Origin of the sequence: Pseudogemmobacter blasticus, from assembly GCF_003071405.1 — a bacterium.
Taxonomy (GTDB): Bacteria; Pseudomonadota; Alphaproteobacteria; order Rhodobacterales; family Rhodobacteraceae; genus Pseudogemmobacter; species Pseudogemmobacter blasticus.
Genome location: NZ_CP020470.1, coordinates 106351 through 126262 on the forward strand (window position 1 = coordinate 106351; position 19912 = coordinate 126262).

Genomic DNA, 19912 nt, shown 5'->3' on the forward strand with positions numbered 1-19912 from the left:
AAGGGAGAGAGTGTGATGCTTCTGGCCATCGACTGCGGCAATACCAATACCGTCTTTTCCATCTGGGACGGCACGCGCTTTCTGGCGACCTGGCGCATTGCCACCGACCACAAGCGCACCGCCGACGAATACTTCGTCTGGCTGTCGTCGCTGATGATGCTGACCAAGCTGGAAACCACCATCACCGAGGCGATCATCAGCAGCACCGTGCCGCGGGTGGTGTTCAATCTGCGGGTTCTGTGCAACCGCTATTTCGACTGCCGCCCGCTGGTGGTGGGCAAGCCGGAATGTCGGCTGCCGGTGCTGCCCCGCGTGGATCAGGGCACCACGGTTGGCCCGGACCGGCTGGTCAATACCGTGGCTGGCCATGACCGCCATGGCGGCGACCTGATCGTCGTGGACTTCGGCACCGCCACGACCTTTGACGTGGTGGATCACGACGGCGCCTATGTCGGCGGGGTGATCGCGCCCGGCGTCAACCTGTCGCTTGAGGCGCTGCACATGGCCGCCGCCGCCCTGCCGCATATCGACGTGGCCAAGCCCGGCCATGTGATCGGCACGAATACGGTGGCCTGTATGCAATCCGGCGTGTATTGGGGCTATGTGGGGCTTGTCGAAGGCATCGTGCGCGAGGTCCGCAAGGAACGCCCGCGGCCATCGAAGGTGATCGCCACCGGCGGCCTCGCCTCTCTTTTCGCGCAGGGCACCGACCTGTTCCATTCCATCGAGGACGACCTGACAATGCACGGGCTGGTCCTGATCAACGACTTCAACAAGGAAACGGCATGAGCAAGGACCGGCTGATCTATCTTCCCCTCGGGGGTGCCGGCGAGATCGGCATGAACGCCTATGTGTTCGGCTATGGTCCGCCCGGCAAGGAGCGGCTGATCCTGGTCGACATGGGCGTGACCTTCCCCGATATGGACGGCGCACCGGGGGTTGACCTGATCCTGCCCGACATTTCCTGGCTGGCGGCACGGGTTGACCGGCTGGAGGCGATCTTCATCACCCATGCCCACGAAGACCATATCGGGGCGCTGGCACTGATGTGGCCGCAGCTTGGCAAGAAGAAGGTCTATGCCCGCCGCTTCACCGCCACCATCGGCCGGCTGAAGCTGGAAGAGGCCGGGTTGCCGGTTGATGCGGTGGTCACCGTCGAGCCGCGGCCCGCAACCGTGACCGCCGGGCCGTTCAAGGTGCAGTTCGTGCCGGTCAGCCATTCCATCCCCGAAAGCTCGGGTCTGATCATTGATACGCCCGCGGGGCGGATCGTCCATTCCGGCGATTTCAAGATCGACCGCACCCCCGTGGTGGGCGAGGGCTGGGATGATGCGATGTGGGCCGGCATCGCCGCCGAAGCGCCGGTCAAGGTGCTGACCTGCGACAGCACCAACGTGTTTTCGAACCATCCCGGCCGGTCCGAGGCGACGCTGGCCGAACCGCTGGCCAAGCTGATTTCGGAAGCGCCGGGGATGTTCGTCGCCACCACCTTCGGGTCGAACGTGGCACGGCTGAAGACGCTGGCGCAGGCTGGCCGCGCTGCCGATCGGTCAATCTGCGTATTGGGCCGTTCCATGAAGCGGATGCTGGCGGCTTCAGAAGAGGCGGGGGTGCTGAACGGCTTTCCCCGCATCGTGACGCCGGAAGAGGCGCTGGAAATTCCGCGCCGCAACCTGATGCTGTTGGTCACCGGCAGCCAGGGCGAACGCCGTGCGGCAAGTGCGGCGCTGTCGCGCGGCAAGTATCTGGGATTCGAGATGCGGCAGGGCGACAGCTTCCTGTTCTCAAGCCGCACCATTCCGGGCAACGAGCGCAGCGTGATCCACATCTGGAATGCGTTTTCAGAGATGGGCGTCACGGTGCATGACGATACTGACGGGCTTTACCACGTCTCGGGCCATGCCAACCGGCCCGATCTGGAACATGTTCACCGCACGCTGCTGCCCGACATGCTGATCCCGGTGCATGGCGAACATCGCCACCTGACGGAACATGTCCGCATCGCCACCGAGGCCGGCATTGCCGGCATGGTGGCCACCAATGGCATGATGCTGAACCTGACCGGCGATGTGCCGGTGGTGGCCGAGCGGATCGAGACCGGGCGCGTCTATCTGGACGGCTCGGTGCAGATCGGCGCCATGGATGGCGTGGTGCGCGACCGTATCCGCATGGCGCTGAACGGGCATGTGCTGGTGACGGTGATCCTGGACGAGAAGGATCAGCCGATGGGCGAACCCTGGGTCGAGATCATGGGTCTGACCGACCGCGGCCGTGGCGACCGGCTGCTGAACGAAACCCTTGAATCCGATCTGGCCGACTGGATGGGGCGTGCCGGGCGCAAGACGCTCAAGGATGACGGCAAGATGGATGAGGAAATCCGCAAGGTCGTTCGCCAGGTCACCATGGAGGAGATCGGCAAGAAGCCAGAGGTGACGGTCGTCGTCAGCCGACTGATCGAGGAATGAAAAACGGGGGCCGAAAGGCCCCCGTTTCATTTCGTGCTGCAATCTGATCTCAGCTTTCAGCGTCGGCCGGGGCTTCGTCTTCGGCGGTTTCCGGCGACGGTGCGGCGATCTTGAAGCTGCGCAGGATGAATTCGGGAACATGGTCGCCCATGCCGCGCACCGACCCGCCCTCATCCCGGCGGTCGCGGCGGTCGTCCCGACGATCCTCGCGCCGGTCGTCCTTGCGGTCGCGCCGGTCGCGCGGTTCGCGGCGTTCGGCGCGCGGCTCTTCGCTGCGCTCGGGGCGGGCAGGGGCCTCGGCCACGGCGGCGACGGGCTCGGCGGGTTCGACGGCCACGGTTTCGGCCTCGAAGCGCGGCTTGCGCTCGCTCCGCTCACGCTCACCCGACCGCTCACCCCGGCCACGGCTGCGGTCACGGTCGCCACGGCCGCGCGGGCTGCGTTCCTCACGCGGCCGGTCGGTGCCGGCTTCGGCCAGATCCAGCCCTTCGGGCAGTTCGCCGCGCGGGATTTCCATCTTCACAAGGCTTTCGATGGCCTTGAGATACTTGTCATCCATCGGCACCGAGATCGTATAGGCCTTGCCCAGACGGCCGGCCCGGCCAGTGCGGCCGATGCGGTGGACGTAATCCTCGGGGTGCGAGGGCACGTCGAAGTTGAACACATGGCTGACCGCCGGAATGTCCAGCCCGCGCGCCGCCACGTCCGAGGCCACCAGAATATGCAGGCTGCCATCGCGGAACGCATCCAGCGTGCGGGTGCGCTGTGACTGGTCAAGGTCGCCATGGATCGGCGCGGCGTTGAAGCCGTGCGACTTCAGCGACTTGGCCACAACGTCCACATCCATCTTGCGGTTGCAGAACACGATGCCGTTAGTGCAGGCCTCGCCCTCGGCCTTGATCAGCGCGCGCAGAACGGCGCGCTTTTCGGCAAAGCTGCGGTCCTTGCGGCTGGGGGCAAAGGCGATCAGCTTCTGTTCGATCGTCTCGCTGGTGGTGGCCTGACGGGCAACCTCGACGCGGGCGGGGTTGGTCAGGAAGGTGTTGGTGATCCGCTCGATCTCGGGCGCCATGGTGGCGCTGTAGAACATCGTCTGACGGGTGAAGGGCGTCAGTTGGAAGATGCGCTCGATGTCGGGGATGAAGCCCATGTCCAGCATCCGGTCGGCTTCATCGACCACCATGATCTGAACACCGGTCAGCAGAAGCTTGCCGCGTTCGAAATGGTCCAGCAGACGGCCGGGGGTGGCGATCAGCACATCGACGCCACGGTCGATCAGCTTGTCCTGTTCGCCGAAGGCAACGCCGCCAATCAGCAGGGCCTTGGTCAGCTTGGTGTGCTTGGCATAGGTGTCGAAACTTTCGGCCACCTGGGCCGCCAGTTCGCGCGTCGGCGCCAGCACAAGGCTGCGCGGCATCCGCGCCCGCGCCCGGCCCTGGCCCAGCAGCGTGATCATCGGCAGGGTGAAGCTGGCGGTCTTGCCGGTGCCGGTCTGGGCAATACCCAGCACGTCACGGCCCTTCAGAGCTTCGGGAATGGCCTGGGCCTGGATCGGAGTCGGCGTTTCATAGCCCGATTCCGTGACGGCTTGCAGCACGCGCGGGTCAAGCGCGAGGTCGGAGAATTTGGTCATCAGCGTCCTGTCAGATGCGGGGGCTGGCCCCGCACGGGGGTAATGGGACGCAACTTCCGGGCGCCCCGCGGATTCAGGCCGTAAAGGGCCTGATCGGGCGATACAGGAAAGCCGGCTTTCGGTCAAGTTGCGTGGCCGGACGGGCAGGGTGTCCTTGACCGGGGCGGGCGGCTGTCAGTCTGCCTGCCCGGCGGCCTTGGCAGCGCGGCGTGCGATCAGATCGGCCCGCATCAGGGAAATGCGGCGGAACAGCGAGCGGGGGTCGTCGTTCAGCTTGTCCAGCAGGTGACAGGCCAGCCGCCCGGCAATCGGTTCTTCCAGAGCCATCGACCAGATCTGGGCCAGCAGGTTGATGTCCAGCCCGCCGGACAGAAGCGCGAACCCCGGCAGATCCATCGGCAGGATCTGCTTGACGCCGGGCCGTGGCCGAAACGGCTGATCGGCGGGCACGCCGGAATGAACCCGCTCGAATTCATACAGTTTCATCTGCGAAAACAGCACATTCATTGCCAGACCGATTCGCCGTTGCGCTTCGGTTTCGCCATGATCGCCAAAGGTGATGGCCGATGAGATCAGCCAGCGCGACGACAGTTCCTGCAACAGGTGATCGGCCTCTTCCGTCCAGATCCGGCGGAACAGTTGCGGCGCGTGGTCCGGGTAGCTTTGCTTGCGCAGATGGGCGATCAGCAGCGCGTTCAGGGCGGCAAGTTCGCTTTTGCCCACCAGATCGCGCCGCACCTCGAACCGCTTGCGCGCATGGGGCGAGGCGCGGAGCGGCAGGGTTTCGCCTTCGGGCACCACGGCCATGGCCAGCGCGCGAAGATCGGTATCCAGCGGCGGCAGGCCTTCGTGCCGTCCGGCCCTCAGCGGTTCGCGCCGCTTGTTCCAGATCGCGATCAACTCGTCCGGGGCGTCAGCATAGGTGGGAATGGGACCGCGCTCCTTGACGATGCCGTGTCACGCGCCGCAAGCCGGGGCTGACCTTTGAAAAAGGTATGGCCGGTCTGCCCATGGGTCAAGAACGGCCGGGGGCTGACCCGCCTTCGGGCGGATCAGACCATCATTTCCTTGGTCGCCGTCAGCCGCACCCCGGGGTAATCGCGCAGCACACGGTCGATGTCCCATTGCAGGCGGGTCAGGAACACCAGATCGCCGTCGCTGTCGGTGGCGATGTGCTGCTTGTTGACGTTGACCAGCTTCTCGATTTCCGCCTTGTCGCCGGAAATCCAGCGCGCGGAGGTGAAGTTCGACCCTTCAAAACGGACGGGCAGGGCGTATTCCTGTTCGATCCGGCTGGCCAGCACCTCGAACTGCAGGGCGCCGACGACGCCGACGATATAGCCAGAGCTGATCATCGGCTTGAACACCTTGGCAGCCCCTTCCTCGGCGAACTGGGTCAGGGCCTTTTCCAGATGCTTGGCCTTCATCGGGTCCAGCGCGCGGATGGATTGCAGCAGTTCCGGCGCAAAGCTGGGGATGCCGGTGAAGCGCAGCGCCTCGCCTTCGGTCAGCGCATCGCCGATGCGCAACTGGCCGTGGTTCGGGATGCCGATGATGTCGCCGGCCCAGGCTTCCTCGGCCAGTTCGCGGTCGGCGGCCAGAAAGAGGACCGGGTTCGACACCGCCATCGGCTTTTTCGACCGGACATGAAACAGCTTCATCCCGCGTTCGAAATGGCCCGAGGCAAGGCGGACGAAGGCCACCCGGTCGCGGTGCTTGGGGTCCATGTTGGCCTGCACCTTGAAGACGAAGCCGGTGACCGGGCCTTCCTCGGCGCTGATCTGGCGTTCGGCGGCCTTTTGCGGCTGCGGCTCGGGGCCGTATTCGCCGATGCCGTCCATCAGTTCCTTGACGCCAAAGCTGTTGATGGCGCTGCCGAACCAGATTGGCGTCATGGCGCCGTGCAGGAACTGCTCGCGGTCAAAGGCGGGCAGCAGTTCGCGGGCCATTTCCAGATCTTCGCGCAGCTTGGCCAGCAGGTCGGCGGGGACGTGATCCGACAGCTTGGGGTCGTCAAGGCCGGTGATCTGGATCGATTCCGCCACCTTGTTACGGTCGGCGCGGTCCATGATTTCCAGCCGGTCATGCAGGATGTCATAAGCCCCGATGAAATCGCGGCCCTGACCGATGGGCCAGGAGGCCGGCGTCACGTCGATGGCAAGGTTTTCCTGAATCTCGTCGATGATCTCGAAAACGTCGCGGCTTTCGCGGTCCATCTTGTTGCAGAAGGTCAGGATCGGCAGGTCGCGCAGGCGGCAGACCTCGAACAGCTTGCGGGTCTGGGATTCCACGCCCTTGGCGCCGTCAATCACCATGACTGCCGCGTCCACCGCCGTCAGGGTGCGGTAGGTGTCTTCGGAAAAGTCGCTGTGACCGGGGGTGTCCACCAGATTGAAGCGGAACTGGCGGAAATCGAAGCTCATGGCCGAGGCCGAGACCGAGATGCCGCGTTCCTGTTCCATCTTCATGAAGTCCGACCGGGTGCGCCGGGCGTCGCCCTTGGCGCGGACCTGACCGGCCATCTGGATGGCACCGCCGAACAGCAGGAACTTTTCGGTCAGCGTGGTCTTGCCGGCGTCGGGGTGCGAGATGATCGCAAAGGTCCGGCGGCGGGCGATTTCGGGCGGAAGGGGGGCGGCATTGCTGGGCATGGCGCGGCTCATATCCCAAAGCGGGCCTTCCGTCCACGGGGGGGATTTGGCCTGAGTTTTCGGCCCTGTTCGCGTCCCACGGCGGCCCGCAATCAGGCTTGACCGGGGACGGGGGCAGGTCTATTGATAATGCAAATCATTTGCATCTAGGCCGTCATGTCCAATCCCGAAGCTCCGCCTGCCTGGCGCCAGGAGCGCACCGCGCCCTCGCTTTCCGAAGTGTTCGGCTCGATCGTCGTGCCCAGGGGCACATCGCGGTTGCGGCGGTTCATGGCCTTTGTCGGGCCGGGCTACCTTGTCGCGGTGGGGTACATGGACCCCGGCAACTGGGCCACCTCGCTGGCAGGTGGGGCGAAGTTCGGCTATGCGCTGCTGTCGGTTGCGCTTTTGTCGAACATCATGGCGATCCTGCTGCAATCCTTGTGCGCGCGGCTGGCCATCGGATCGGGCCGCGATCTGGCGCAGGCCTGCCGCGATGCCTATCCGCGCTGGATTTCGGTGCCGTTGTGGCTGTTTGCCGAGGCGGCGATCATCGCCACCGATCTGGCCGAGGTGATCGGCACCGCCATCGGCCTGAACCTGTTGTTCGGTATTCCGCTGGAGATCGGCATCTTCCTGACGGCGGGCGATGTGTTCCTGATCCTGTGGTTGCAGAACCGTGGTTTCCGCAAGGTCGAGGCGGTGGTGATTGCCCTGCTGGGCGTGATCGCGGCCTGTTTCCTGGTGCAGATCGCCATGGCCGACCCGGACTGGAACGCGGTGATCCGGGGCTTTGCCCCTTCGGTCGAGATCCTGCGCAACCCCGACATGCTGTATATCGCGCTTGGCATCATCGGGGCCACGGTGATGCCGCATAACCTGTATCTTCATTCCGGCATCGTGCAGACCCGCGCCTGGGGCGCCGACCCGGCCAGCCGGCACGAGGCGCTGCGCCATGCGACATGGGATAGCACCATCGCGCTGATGCTGGCGCTGTTGATCAATGCCTCGATCCTGATCCTGGCCGCCGCAACCTTCCATGCCAGCGGCAACCACGAGATCGTCGAGATCGACCAGGCCCATGCGCTGTTGTCGCCGCTGTTGGGCGGATCGCTGGCCCCGACGCTGTTCGGGGTGGCGCTGCTGGCCTGCGGGCTGAACGCCACGGTGACGGCCACCATGGCCGGGCAGATCGTGATGGAGGGGTTCATCGCCTTCCGCATCAGCCCGGCGCTGCGGCGGCTGATCGCCCGGTCGGTGGCCATCGTGCCGGCGCTGGTGGTGATCCTGATCTGGGGCGCCAGCGAGACGGGCAAGCTGCTGATCCTGAGCCAGGTCGTTCTCAGCTTCCAGTTGCCCTTTGCCATCGTGCCGTTGGTGATGTTCACCGCCAGCAAGGCCAAGATGGGCGACATGGTGGCGCCGCGCTGGCTGACTGCGGTTGCGGCGCTGATCGCGGTGACGATCATCGGCCTGAACCTGCATCTGCTGGGATCGTTGCTGATCGGCTAGGGGGCGTCAGCAGGGGGCGGGTGCCGCCCCTCAGCTTGCGGCCGAATTCCCGTCCCGGTCATCGGGGGGCGTCATGGGCGCGGGCCGGGGATTTCCCGCAACCGTCTTGTCCAGCCCCATCAACGGGGCCGCTGCCGCCGGGTCGCGGCGCTGGCGCGGCTTGCGGAACAGGGTGGCGGGGCCAATCGCTTCCAGAAACTGCCGGCCCGCTTCGGTGCCGAACCGCTGCACATGGGCCAGTTCCGGGAACTGCCGGCGCACCTCTTGCGCAACGGCGGGGGGCAGGCGGCTGACGGTGGCGTCATTCACCATCAGGCTTTCAGCGGGAATCCCCTCGGCGTAAATGATCTCGTGCCGGTCGAAGATCAGGCTGAACCAGTCGACAAAGCCGCCGTCGCGGATGAAGACGGTTTCCTGATCAACCAGGTCACGGGCCTGCACCAGAAGTTCCGACATCGGAATCCCCGGCAACCGGCGGCGCTGATAAAGGAACATCCTGTGCTGCTGGCTGACGACCAGCGCCCCGGAATTGCCCAGAACGCCCTGGGGAATGATCACCGGCGCAAAGACGCCGGTGGCGCGCAGCGTGGCCCGCCCGACATAGCGCAGGGGTTGGGGGCCGTGGTCGCGCGTCAGGATCATGGCGCCGGGCCGCAGCTTTTCAACCGCGACCTGATGGCCGTTGGCCAGGGTGATGCGGGTTCCGCGGCCGAAAGACAGCGCCATCACATCGGCAAGCCGGGTCTGTTCGGGCGCGGTTTCAACCTTGATCAGCGTATAATCGGTTTGCGCGATGACCGGCGACAGCGGCAGGGCATAAAGCCCGCCGGACACGGACAGCAGCAGAAGTTCGGTCCGGTCGCCATCGGGGGACATCATCGTATAGCTGGCCAGCAGGCGGACCGTGTCACCGCGGGTGCCGACCGACGATCCGTCGGCAACCTGCACCTCTTCGCCGGGCTGCGGCGAGGTGATGCGCAAAAGCAGCGGGCGGGCCATGTCGTCCAGCGCGTAGATGTCGCCCGTCAGAACTTCATCCGGCAAGCCAAGCGCATCGCCACCATTCACCCCGGATGACACGAAAAGATCATCCGCAGCAAAGATCTGGCAGGCTTGGCCTGGAAGGGGAAGACTGTGATCGGATGTCATGTCACTGCTGCACTTGGTAATCATGTCTTATCGTCAGTTGTAGCACGAAGGTCTATCCGATGCTTGCGAACCCGGACAAGATATCGGCTAGATGCGGCCAGACTGTGGACGGGGGAAGGCAATTCCGGCCACATTGGTAACTTGCGCGCGAAGTTGCCGGGCGAAATACATGCAGGAGGTGAAGATGGATCTCGGGATCAACGGGCGGAAGGGAATCGTCTGTGCGGCGTCCAGGGGCCTGGGGCGCGGCTGCGCCGAGGCGCTGGCGGTGGCGGGCGTCGATCTGGTGATCTGCGCGCGCGGCCGCGAGGCGCTGGAAGCGACGGCGGCCGATCTGCGCGCGGCCGGGGTCGCGGTGACGGCGGTGGCGGCCGACATCACCACCGAGGCGGGGCGCGCGGCGGTGTTGGCCGCGGCAGGGCCGCAGGTTGACATTCTGGTCACCAATGCCGGCGGCCCGCCGCCGGGCCTGTGGTCGGACTGGGATCGCGAGGATTTCATCAAGGCGCTGGATGCCAACATGCTGACGCCGATCGCGCTGATTCAGGCGGTGCTGCCGGGCATGATGGCGCGCGGCTGGGGGCGGGTGGTCAATATCACCTCGGTCTCGGTCAAGGCGCCGGTCGGGGTGCTGGGGCTGTCAAACTCGGCGCGGGCCGGTCTGACCGGCTTTGTCGCCGGAACGGCGCGGCAGGTGGCGGGCAAGGGTGTGACGATCAACAACCTTCTGCCCGGCATCCATGCGACCGACCGCGCGGTGGCGCTGGATCAGGGCGTGGTCAAGGCCAAGGGCATCAGCTACGAGGCCGCGCAGGCCGAGCGGATGGCGACCATTCCCGCCGGGCGCTACGGCACGCCCGAGGAATTCGGGGCGGCCTGTGCCTTCCTGTGTTCGCAACATGCCGGTTTCATCGTGGGGCAGAACATCCTGCTGGACGGCGGCGCGACCAACCTGTCGATGTAGCGCCGGGTTGCGGGGGCGCGGCGCGGCTGCTATCCGCGTTCCTGACTGTTTCAGGAAGGAAATCATGCCCGACGCCCGCGCCCCCCGTCTTGAGGTTCAGGGCCTGACCCGCGCCTTCGGCGGGCGCCCCGTGGTCGATGGCGTCAGTTTCAGCGTGGCACCGGGGCAGGTGACCTGCCTGCTGGGCCCGTCGGGCTGTGGGAAATCTACCACGCTGCGGATGATTGCCGGGGTCGAGCGGCTGGAGGCGGGCACCGTCCGCATCGACGGCGTGGCGATGGCCGGCCCGGGGCTGCACCTGCCGCCCGAGAAGCGCGGCGTCGGGCTGATGTTCCAGGACTTCGCGCTGTTCCCGCACCTGACGGTGGCGGGCAACGTGGCCTTCGGCCTGGGCGGCGACAAGGCCGCCCGCGCGCGGCGGGTGGATGAATTGCTGGAGCGGGTGAACCTGACCGGCTTCGGCCCCAAGCATCCGCACCAGTTGTCGGGCGGCGAACAGCAGCGCGTGGCGCTGGCCCGGGCGCTGGCCCCGCGGCCCGGCGTGATGCTGATGGATGAACCGTTCTCGGGCCTGGACAACCGGCTGCGCGACGGCATCCGCGATGTGACGCTGGACATTCTCAAGGAAGAAGGCGCCGGCGTGGTGCTGGTCACGCATGAGCCGGACGAAGCGATGCGGATGGCCGACGAAATCGCGCTGATGCGCGGCGGGCGGATCGTGCAGAAGGGCGCGCCCTACAACGTCTATAACGCGCCGGTGGACAAGGCGGCGGCGGCTTTCTTCAGCGATGTCAACGTGATCCGTGGCGTGTCCAGGGGCGCGCTGACCGAAACCGCCTTCGGCGCCTTCCTGACGCCGGGCCATGCGGATGGCGCGGCGGTGGAAATCGTGATCCGTCCGCAGCACCTGAAGATCGACTTTGACCGCGGCGGACGCGGACCGCTGCCCACCCCGCAGGACGGCATGGCCGCCCGGGGCGAGGTGGTGCGGGCGCGCTATCTGGGCCGCGAAAGCCTGGTCGAGTTCCGCATGGATTTTGACGGATCACGGCTGACGGCCAGCGTGCCGGGCGTATTCCTGCCGGGGCCGGGCACCGCGTTCTGGCTGATGATCCGCCGCGACAAGTGCTTTGTCTTCGGCGCGGGCAAGTCGGCCTAGCCGCGCGGCAGGGCGGCGGCTTCGGCGGCCAGACGGGTGACTTCGGCCCAGTTGCCGGCGGCCAGCGCCTCTTTCGGGGCGACCCAGCTTCCGCCGACACAGGCGATGGTCTTCAGCGCCAGATAATCGCGGGCGTTCTTCAGCGAGATGCCGCCCGTGGGGCAGAACCGCACCTGCGGGATCGGCGCGCCGATCGACTTGAGGAAGGCCGCGCCGCCGGATTGTTCGGCGGGAAAGAACTTCTGCACCGTATAGCCGCGCTCCAGCAGCGCCATGATTTCCGAGGCGGTGACAGCGCCGGGCAGGAGCGGTAGCCCCTCATCTTCACAGGCGGCGATCAGCCGGTCGGTGGCACCGGGCGAAACGCCGAAGCGCGCGCCCGCCGCCTTGGCCGCGCGCACATCGGCGGGCGTCAGCAGGGTGCCCGCGCCGACCACGCCGCCCGGCACCTCGGCCATGGCGCGGATGGCGTCCAGCGCGGCGGGGGTGCGCAGGGTTACCTCAAGCGCGGGCAGGCCGCCTGCGACCAAGGCTTCGGCCAACGGGCGGGCCTGGGCGGCATCCTCGATCACCAGCACCGGCACCACGGGGGCCAGCGCACAGATTTCGGCGGCTTTCTGCGATTGTTCGGCAGGGGTCATCGTGTTGTCTCCTGTCCCCGGACGGCGGGGTGGTTGAAAGGGCGGGTGCCTCCGGCGGGGGTATTTTGTCCAAGATGAAGCTGCGGGATTTCATCCTGGTACAACGCCCCCCGCCGGAGGTGAAGGCGGGGTGGCCTAGACGACCACCGAGGCGCCGGTTTCGGCCGGGCCGACATTGCGGCGGAAGGCTTCGAACAGCTCGCGCCCGATGCCATGGGCATTGGCGGAAAGGTCGGCGGTGGCAGGTGTCCGGTTGTCGAAGCCGGGTTCAAGGCAGGTCAGCGTGCCGGTTGTCGCGTCAAGCCGCACCCGATCACCGTCGCGCAGCCGGGCCAGCGGGCCGCCGGCGGCCGCTTCGGGCGAGACGTGGATCGCGGCGGGCACCTTGCCGCTGGCGCCTGACATCCGGCCATCTGTCACCAGCGCCACGCGCAGGCCACGGTCCTGCAAGACGCTGAGCGTCGGGGTCAGCGAATGCAGTTCGGGCATCCCATTGGCCTGCGGTCCCTGGAAGCGGACCACGACCACGGTGTCGGAGGTGAATTCCCCGGCCTTGAAGGCGGCCTTCACCGCCTCCTGGCTGTGGAAGACGCGGGTGGGGGCCTCGATGATGTGACGCTCGGGCGCGACGGCCGAAACCTTGATCACGCCGCGGCCAAGGTTGCCGGACAGTTGCGTCAACCCGCCGGTGGGCTGGAACGGATCGGCGGCGGGGCGCAGGATCTTGTCGTTCAGCGTGGTGGCGGGACCGTCGGACCAGCCCAACCGGCCCCCGGTCAGTTTCGGTTCCTGCCGGTAGGCGGCAAGGCCGTCGCCGGCCACGGTCTTGGCATCTGGGTGCAGCAGGCCCGCATCCAGAAGCTGTCCGATCAGGAAGGGCAGGCCGCCCGCCGCATGAAAATGGTTCACGTCGGCCAGCCCGTTCGGATAGACCTTGGCCATCAGTGGCACGGCTTGCGACAGGTCGTCGAAATCCTGCAGGTCCAGCAGCACGCCCGAGGCGCGGGCCATGGCGGGCAGGTGCAGGACAAGGTTGGTCGAGCCGCCCGTCGCCATCAGCCCGACAATGCCGTTGACATAGGCGCGTTCGTCCAGAATCTCGCCCACCGGGCGGAAGTCGTTGCCAAGCGCGGTGATCTCGGTTGCGCGGGTCACCGCGGCCTCGGTCAGCGCGTCGCGCAAGGGGGTGCCTGGGTTCACGAAGCTGGCGCCGGGCAGGTGCAGGCCCATCACCTCCATCAGCATCTGGTTGGTGTTCGCGGTGCCGTAGAAGGTGCAGGTGCCGGGGCCGTGGTAGCTGGCCATTTCCGCCGCCATCAGCTCGGCCCGCGTGGCCTTGCCTTCGGCAAAGGCGTTGCGGACGCGGGATTTTTCATCATTCGGAATGCCGCTGGTCATCGGGCCGGCGGGGACAAAGACGCTGGGGATATGGCCGAAGGTGGCGGCGGCCATGATCAGGCCGGGCACGATCTTGTCACAGACGCCAAGGAAGAGGGCGGCGTCGAAACAGTTGTGCGACAGGGCGACGCCGGCAGAAAGCGCGATCACATCGCGCGAGAAGAGCGACAGTTCCATGCCGGGCTGCCCCTGGGTCACGCCATCGCACATGGCGGGCACACCGCCCGCCACCTGGGCGGTGGCCCCGGCGCGGCGCGCGGTGGCGCGGATGCGGTCGGGGTATGTCTCGAATGGCTGGTGGGCCGAGAGCATGTCGTTATAGGCGGTGACGATGCCGATGTTCGGGGCGCGGGTTTCCGACAGGGCGGGCTTGTCGGCGGCCATCGCGGCATAGGCATGGGCCTGGTTGCCGCAGCTCAGATGCGCGCGGGCGGGGCCTTGGGCAACGGCGGCGGCAACCCGGGACAGATAGGCGCCGCGGCTGGCTTCGGACCGGGCGCGGATACGATCAGTGACGCGGGCGATGGTGGGATGCAGCGGCATGGCCTGCCTTTCGGTCGATGGGTGTCAGGTGGGTTTTAGCAGGTAGCGTTAGCGCTAACAATACCCCTGCGACATCACGGGCTGCCAGGGTGGGGCGGCGGCCTTGGGGAAGGATAGACCTTCCGCGCGCGCTTTGCAGCCCCCGCATCGCTGCGCTGCGTCTTTTCGCCCGCGCCGCTTCGCGCTAAGGGGGGCGGATGGAACCCATGTCCCCCACGCCCGCGCCGTCTTATTCCCGTCCTGTTGTCCGTCTGCGGCCCAAGGCCGAGGCGCGGGCGATCCGGCACGGTTTCCCCTGGGTCTATGCTGACGAGCTGGTGCTGGACCGGCGGACAAGCGGCATGGCGCCCGGCACCCTTGCGGTGCTGGAAGATGCCGAGCGGCGGGCGCTGGGGCTGGTGACGGTGAACCCGGCGTCGAAGATCGTGGCGCGGATGCTGGACCGCGACCCGGAAGCGGCGGTCGATCAGGCCTGGTTCGAGGCGCGGCTGGCCCGGGCGCTGGCGCTGCGGGCGCGGCTTTACCCCGCGCCGTTCTACCGGCTGGTCCATGCCGAGGCCGACGGGCTGCCCGGCGTGGTGATCGACCGCTTCGGCGAAGTGGCGGTGGTGCAGCCCAACGCGGCCTGGGCCGAGGCGCATCTGGCGGCCCTGGTGGCGGCGCTGGTCGCGGTGACGGGCGTCGCCACGGTGGTCAAGAACGGATCGGGCCGCGCGCGGGGGCTGGAGGGGCTGGCCGAGGAGATGGCGGTTGTGCACGGGCCGGCGCCGACGGAGCCGGTCGTGGTGCCGATGAACGGCGCCAGCTACATGGCCGATCTGATGGGCGGGCAGAAGACCGGCCTTTTCTTCGACCAGCGCGAGAACCACGCCCTTGCCGCAAGGCTGGCGCGGGGCGCGCGGGTGCTGGATGTGTTCACGCATGTCGGGGGCTTCGCTCTGGCGGCGCTGGCGGGCGGCGCGGCGCAGGCGCTGGCCGTGGATGCCAGCGCGCCGGCGCTGGCACTGGCCGAGGCGGGGGCAAAGGCCTCGGGCTTTGGCGACCGCTTCCAGACGCGGCAGGGTGACGCCTTTGCCGTGCTGGAAGCCCTTGGAACCGAAGGCGCGCGTTTTGATCTGGTGATCTGCGACCCGCCGGCCTTTGCGCCCGCGAAACCGGCGCTTGAGGCGGGCTTGCGCGCCTATGAACGGATTGCCCGGCTGGCGGCGCCGCTGGTGGCGCCGGGGGGCTATCTGGTGTTGTGTTCCTGTTCTCATGCGGCGGACCTGAGCGCCTTCCGCAATGCCAGCGCGCGCGGCATCGGCCGGGGCGGGCGGCGGGGCCAGATCCTCTGGACCGGCTTTGCCGGACCCGACCACCCGGTGCTGCCGCAACTGGCGGAATCAAGCTACCTCAAGGCGCTGGCCTTCCGGCTGGACGGATGAAGGCGGTTCTCGACGCCTGCGTCCTGTATCCCACGGTCTTGCGGGAAATCCTGCAGGGCGCGGCGCAGGCGGGGCTGTATCAGCCGGTCTGGTCCGAGCGTATCCTGGGCGAATGGACACGCGCCACCGCCAAGCTGGGGCCGGTGGTGCAGGTTCAGGCCGAGGGCGAGGCGGCGCTGCTGCGGGCCGGTTTCCCGCGCGCCATGGTGGCGGCGCAACCGGGCATCGAGGCGCGGCTTGTGCTGCCTGACGACAATGACCGGCATGTGCTGGCGGTGGCCATCGCCAGCGGCGCCGATGCGATTGTCACCTTCAACGCCGCCGATTTTCCCGGCCATGTTCTGGCGGGCGAGGGGATCGCCCGGCGCGACCCGGACGGCTTCCTGTGGGAATTGCAATCGCGCCACCCCGAGGTGATGGCGCGGATCGTGGAAGAGGTCCGCGCTAAGGCGGAACGCCTGTCTGGCGGCCCGGTGGCGCTGAAGGGGCTGATGAAGCGGGCGAAACTGTTCCGGCTGGGCAAGGCCCTGGGGGCCTGAGGCAAATTCGTTTGAACGAATTTGCCCTTTACCCCAGCCAGCGCGCCTCATTCGCCTCGATTGCGGCGATGCGGTCATCGGTGCGCGGGTGGCTTAGCAGCCAGGCGGGCACGCCTTGGGCGTGGTTCTGCGTCAGCGCGTCCAGCTTGCGGAACAGGCTTTTTTGCGGCCCTGCCCCGATGCCGGACTTGATCAGCAGCGCGGTGGCATAGGCATCCGCCTCGAATTCGTCGCGCCGCGACAGGCGGGCCATCAGCGCGGTCGAGATCGCATTGGCGATCCAGACGCCGATGAAGGGCAGAAAACGGTTCAGCACGGCCGCCAGCATCATGAAGGCGGCGTTCTGGCCGGTGAAGTCGATCATCCGCCGCCGCATGTGGCCAAGGGCGACATGGCCCATCTCATGCGCCACGACCGAGGCGAGTTCCTCGGCCGTGACTTCGCCCTGCATCTTCTTCGCCACGAAACCGCGGGTCAGGTAGATGCGGCCATCCGGTCCGGCCAGACCGTTGACCGGATCGACATCCAGCAGGAACACCTTGATCTGCGGCATGTCCAGCGCCTGCGCCATGCGGTCGGTCAGGCGGGTCAGGGCCGGGTCGGTCAGCGGTTTCGACTTTGCCTCAAGCGTCTTTTTCGTCCGCCAGACGGAAAAGCGCATCATCAGCACGGCATAGGCGATGGCAAGAAGGAGCGGGGTCAGGCGAAGCATGTGTCAGCATATGGGGTGTCCGGGACGGGTTGCCAGCCCGAAGACCGCACCCTAACGCAACTCTTTCAGCCCGCGGGCAATGCCTTCCGCCGTCATCGGCACCATGCGGCCGCCGAAGATTGACCGGATCATGCCGGTCGAGGCGGTGTATCCCCAATGGTCCTCGCGCTCGGGGTTGATCCACAGGTGATGCGGCCAATGCTCCACCGCCCGGGTCAGCCAGACCTGGCCGGCTTCGGGGTTCCAGTGTTCGTTGGCACCGCCGGCATGGGTGATTTCATAGGGCGACATGGCGGCATCGCCGACAAAGATCACGCGCCAGTCGGGGCCGTGGCTGCGCAGCACATCCCAGGTGGGGGTCTGCGCCGACCAGCGCCGCGCGTTGTCACGCCAGACACCTTCATACAGGCAGTTGTGGAAATACCAGCTTTCCAGATGGTGAAACTGCGACTTCGCGGCCGAGAACAGCTCTTCCATCACGCGGATATGCGGGTCCATGCTGCCGCCCACATCCAGAAACAGCAGCACCTTCACCGCGTTGCGGCGTTCGGGGCGGGTCTTCACGTCCAGCCAGCCCTGATGGGCGGTGGCGCGGATGGTGCCGTCAAGGTCCAGTTCCTGAACCGCACCGTCGCGCGCCCAGCGACGCAGGCTGCGCAGCGCAAGCTTGATGTTGCGGCTGCCGATTTCGGCCTGATCGTCAAGATTGCGGAATTCGCGCTTGTCCCAGACCTTGACCGCGCGGCGGTGGCGGCTTTCGTCCTGTCCGATGCGCACGCCTTCGGGGTTGTAGCCATGCGCGCCGAAGGGAGAGGTGCCGGCGGTGCCGATCCATTTCGACCCGCCCTGATGGCGGCCTTTCTGCTCTGCCAGCCGCTGACGCAGGGTTTTCATCAGCTTGTCGAACCCGCCAAGCGCCTGAATCTGCGCCTTTTCCGCGTCGGTCAGGTGCTTTTCAGTCAGCTTCGCCAGCCAGTCGGCGGGCAAGTCCAGCGCCTGAAGCAGATCTTCCGGCGAAAGGCTTTCCAGCCCGTTGAACGCGGCGGCGAAGGCGCGGTCGAAGCGGTCATAGTGGCGTTCATCCTTGACCAGCGCCGCGCGGGCAAGGTGGTAGAAGCCTTCCACATCGGCGGTGACAAGGCCGGCGTCCAGCGCCCGCAGGAAATCAAGGTATTCGCGGATCGAGACCGGCACGCCCTCGCGGCGCAGCGTTTCAAGGAAGGGCTGGAACATGGCCGGGCCTTTCCGCGGTGGCGTCAGGTCAGGCGGCTGATCAGCAGGGTCAGGAACAGGCCCAGCAAGGCAACGGCAATGCCATAGCCGGCGGCATATTGTGCCATGTCGGCCGCCTTGCCGCCCCGTTGCCGGGCACTGAGGGTGCCGTAGATCGCCCCAATCACAAATCCACCGATGACGATCATCTGTCCCGTTCTCCCAAGATCGGTCTCAAAGCCGGGCCGGCGCGGACGTCAGCCCGGCACCGATGGCGCGGCAAGCGCGGCGATCTCGTCCCGGCGGGCGCGGATCACCGTTTCCGAGCCGAAGCCATAGCGTGCGGCGGCAAGGCTGTCGAGGCGCAGCCGGTCGGCCTCGGCCCTCTGGCCCAGATGATCCAGCGCCTCGGCCTTGAGCAGAAGCAGCGTGGCCAGCAGCGCCTGATTCTCGGCGGCGCGGACGACGGGAATGGCGCGGTCGGCAAAGCGCAGCGCCTGATCGGGCTGGCCGGCAGCAAGCGCGATGGCGGCAAGCTGCATGTCGATATGGGCGACCTGCACCGCGCCGCCGGGCAGGCGGGCGTAGATTGCCGAAGCGGCGGTGAATTCGCGCACGGCGCGGGCGCGGTTGCTGCCGACCAGCAGCCGGCCCGCCGCGAAATGGCTGAAGGCAAGCCGGCCGTCCTGCCAGCCACGGCTGCGGGCCAGCGAGAGCGCGCGTTCGGCGGCGGCGCGGCGGGTGGTGACCGGCTTGCCGGCTCCAAGCGCGGTCTCGATGGCCTGGGTCCAGGCCTTGGGCGTGGCGGACAGATCGACCCCGGTCCGTTCGGCGCCGGGGCTGAGGCGGGCGAAGACGCCACCGATCCGGGCGGCAACCTGCGCCTCGGTCATGCCCGAGGCCAGTTCCGGCGCATAGGTCGCGCGCAGCATCAACATGTCGAAGGGGGTCAGCACGGCATGGAAGTTGTCGTCGTTGAACACGCTGTCGGACAGGCGATAGAGGTCGTTCAACGGGCCGATGGCCTGGGCCATTTCTTCATGCAGGCAATCGCGCACCTCTTGCGGGCTGGTGTCGGCGGGAATGAAGATGGCCGCACGGCTGCGGCGGGTGACGGTGGCCCAGTCCACTGCGGCGGTGCCGCGGGCCACACGGTATTCGGCCAGCGACCCGACATTGGGCACCACGAAACAGGCAGCGGACGGGGCGATTGGCCGCAACACGGCCTTGGGGTGGAATTCGATGGTGATCGCGGCGGGCGTGCCGGGGGAAACGGCGGTGATGTCAAGGTCCGCCTCGGCCCGCAGCCGCGCCAGCAGGGCGGCAAGGTCGGGTTCGGCCGAACCGGGCACATCGCCCGCCAGCGCAACCGTGATCGGGCCTTCGAACCGGCTGAAACCGGGCAGGCTGCGGCCGCTTTCCAGCCGGAAGGTCAGGTCCATGAAGGTGGCGGCCAGTTCGGCGCGGCCATGGCCGCCGGGGCCGGGCAGTGAGGCCGTGCTTGCGGTTGTGTCAAGGGCGGCTGCGGCAAAGACGGCCTGATCGGGGTCTGTGCCGGGCGCGCGGCTGCGCGTTGCCTGCGCCCCGCCGTGCGGCGCGCAGGAGGACAGCAGCATCAGCGCAGCAAGCAGCGGGACGGATCGCATGATCTGGCAGCCCGGTCTGTGCAAGCGGGGCCGGGCACCATGCCCGGCCGGTTGGGGTGGCCCGGTGCCCGCCTTGGGCGGCGATGCCCCCACATCACCGCCCGCGGCAGTCCCCGGTGGTCCTGTCGCTGTCGCATCGGTTCCGCCGGGTGCAGGGACGAGCAGACGGGAGCCCCAGCCGACACGAACCGGACCCGCCCCACGGACCAGCCGGGGCGGGTGCTTGCGATCGCACGATGGGGCAATGTCCTCAGGGCGCGGCCATGAAGTCAATCGCCGGCACGG

17 protein-coding genes are annotated in these 19912 nt (G+C 67.2%); 7 read left to right on the forward strand and 10 right to left on the reverse strand.

Annotated features, from left to right (window positions below):
* Positions 1-15: 15 nt before the first annotated feature.
* Positions 16-789, forward strand: a complete 774-nt coding sequence (locus tag B6K69_RS00525; protein WP_108642399.1) for a type III pantothenate kinase — start codon at positions 16-18, stop codon at positions 787-789.
* A complete protein-coding gene (locus B6K69_RS00530) occupies positions 786-2465 on the forward strand; it encodes a ribonuclease J (protein WP_107673005.1) in 1680 nt (559 codons plus the stop codon). Before B6K69_RS00525 ends, B6K69_RS00530 begins: the two co-directional genes overlap by 4 nt.
* Before the next feature lie 49 nt (positions 2466-2514).
* On the opposite strand, the gene B6K69_RS00535 is transcribed toward B6K69_RS00530, so the two are convergent.
* The 3 genes from B6K69_RS00535 to B6K69_RS00545 form a co-directional block, all read right to left on the reverse strand.
* Positions 2515-4098 (reverse strand): DEAD/DEAH box helicase, encoded by a 1584-nt coding sequence (locus B6K69_RS00535; RefSeq protein ID WP_108642400.1) that lies wholly within the window; start codon positions 4096-4098, stop codon positions 2515-2517.
* A gap of 174 nt (positions 4099-4272) precedes the next feature.
* Positions 4273-4998 carry a hypothetical protein gene (locus B6K69_RS00540; protein ID WP_108642401.1) on the reverse strand — a complete coding sequence of 242 codons (726 nt, stop codon included), beginning with the start codon at positions 4996-4998 and terminating at the stop codon, positions 4273-4275.
* A 152-nt stretch (positions 4999-5150) separates the two neighbouring features.
* The gene (locus B6K69_RS00545; protein ID WP_107673122.1) at positions 5151-6749 is read right to left on the reverse strand and encodes a peptide chain release factor 3; all 1599 of its coding nucleotides are present in this window, start codon (positions 6747-6749) and stop codon (positions 5151-5153) included.
* A 156-nt stretch (positions 6750-6905) separates the two neighbouring features.
* On the opposite strand from B6K69_RS00545, the gene B6K69_RS00550 reads away from it, so the two are divergent.
* Positions 6906-8240 carry an Nramp family divalent metal transporter gene (locus tag B6K69_RS00550; RefSeq protein WP_108642402.1) on the forward strand — a complete coding sequence of 445 codons (1335 nt, stop codon included), beginning with the start codon at positions 6906-6908 and terminating at the stop codon, positions 8238-8240.
* 30 nt (positions 8241-8270) lie between these two features.
* Here the strand turns inward: B6K69_RS00550 and B6K69_RS00555 are convergent, their stop codons facing one another.
* On the reverse strand, positions 8271-9320 hold the full coding sequence (locus B6K69_RS00555) for a Hint domain-containing protein (RefSeq protein ID WP_228156775.1): 1050 nt from the start codon (positions 9318-9320) through the stop codon (positions 8271-8273).
* A gap of 253 nt (positions 9321-9573) precedes the next feature.
* On the opposite strand from B6K69_RS00555, the gene B6K69_RS00560 reads away from it, so the two are divergent.
* Positions 9574-10353, forward strand: a complete 780-nt coding sequence (locus tag B6K69_RS00560; RefSeq protein ID WP_108644704.1) for an SDR family oxidoreductase — start codon at positions 9574-9576, stop codon at positions 10351-10353.
* A 64-nt stretch (positions 10354-10417) separates the two neighbouring features.
* Positions 10418-11512, forward strand: a complete 1095-nt coding sequence (locus tag B6K69_RS00565) for an ABC transporter ATP-binding protein (protein WP_108642403.1) — start codon at positions 10418-10420, stop codon at positions 11510-11512.
* Here the strand turns inward: B6K69_RS00565 and B6K69_RS00570 are convergent.
* A complete protein-coding gene (locus B6K69_RS00570; RefSeq protein WP_108642404.1) occupies positions 11509-12153 on the reverse strand; it encodes a bifunctional 4-hydroxy-2-oxoglutarate aldolase/2-dehydro-3-deoxy-phosphogluconate aldolase in 645 nt (214 codons plus the stop codon). The genes B6K69_RS00565 and B6K69_RS00570 overlap by 4 nt on opposite strands.
* A gap of 135 nt (positions 12154-12288) precedes the next feature.
* Positions 12289-14094: a phosphogluconate dehydratase gene (edd, locus tag B6K69_RS00575; RefSeq protein ID WP_108642405.1), complete on the reverse strand. Its 1806-nt coding sequence runs from the start codon at positions 14092-14094 to the stop codon at positions 12289-12291.
* A 197-nt stretch (positions 14095-14291) separates the two neighbouring features.
* On the opposite strand from edd, the gene B6K69_RS00580 reads away from it, so the two are divergent.
* Positions 14292-15518 carry an RSP_2647 family RNA methyltransferase gene (locus tag B6K69_RS00580; RefSeq protein WP_164681848.1) on the forward strand — a complete coding sequence of 409 codons (1227 nt, stop codon included), beginning with the start codon at positions 14292-14294 and terminating at the stop codon, positions 15516-15518.
* Entirely contained in the window at positions 15515-16057 is a 543-nt protein-coding gene (locus tag B6K69_RS00585; RefSeq protein ID WP_108642406.1) for an RSP_2648 family PIN domain-containing protein, read from the forward strand. Before B6K69_RS00580 ends, B6K69_RS00585 begins: the two co-directional genes overlap by 4 nt.
* 28 nt (positions 16058-16085) lie before the next feature.
* Here B6K69_RS00585 and B6K69_RS00590 read toward each other — a convergent pair whose 3' ends face one another.
* From B6K69_RS00590 to B6K69_RS00600, 4 genes are read right to left on the reverse strand one after another with little or no spacing between them, the layout of a single operon-like run.
* The gene (locus B6K69_RS00590) at positions 16086-16769 is read right to left on the reverse strand and encodes a M48 family metallopeptidase (protein ID WP_108642407.1); all 684 of its coding nucleotides are present in this window, start codon (positions 16767-16769) and stop codon (positions 16086-16088) included.
* Between the two features lie 51 nt (positions 16770-16820).
* On the reverse strand, positions 16821-18002 hold the full coding sequence (locus B6K69_RS00595; RefSeq protein WP_108642408.1) for a vWA domain-containing protein: 1182 nt from the start codon (positions 18000-18002) through the stop codon (positions 16821-16823).
* Positions 18003-18025: 23 nt separating this feature from the next.
* Positions 18026-18190 carry a hypothetical protein gene (locus B6K69_RS18080; protein ID WP_164681849.1) on the reverse strand — a complete coding sequence of 55 codons (165 nt, stop codon included), beginning with the start codon at positions 18188-18190 and terminating at the stop codon, positions 18026-18028.
* Between the two features lie 48 nt (positions 18191-18238).
* Positions 18239-19627: a DUF2927 domain-containing protein gene (locus B6K69_RS00600; RefSeq protein ID WP_108642409.1), complete on the reverse strand. Its 1389-nt coding sequence runs from the start codon at positions 19625-19627 to the stop codon at positions 18239-18241.
* Between the last annotated feature and the right edge of the window lie 285 nt (positions 19628-19912).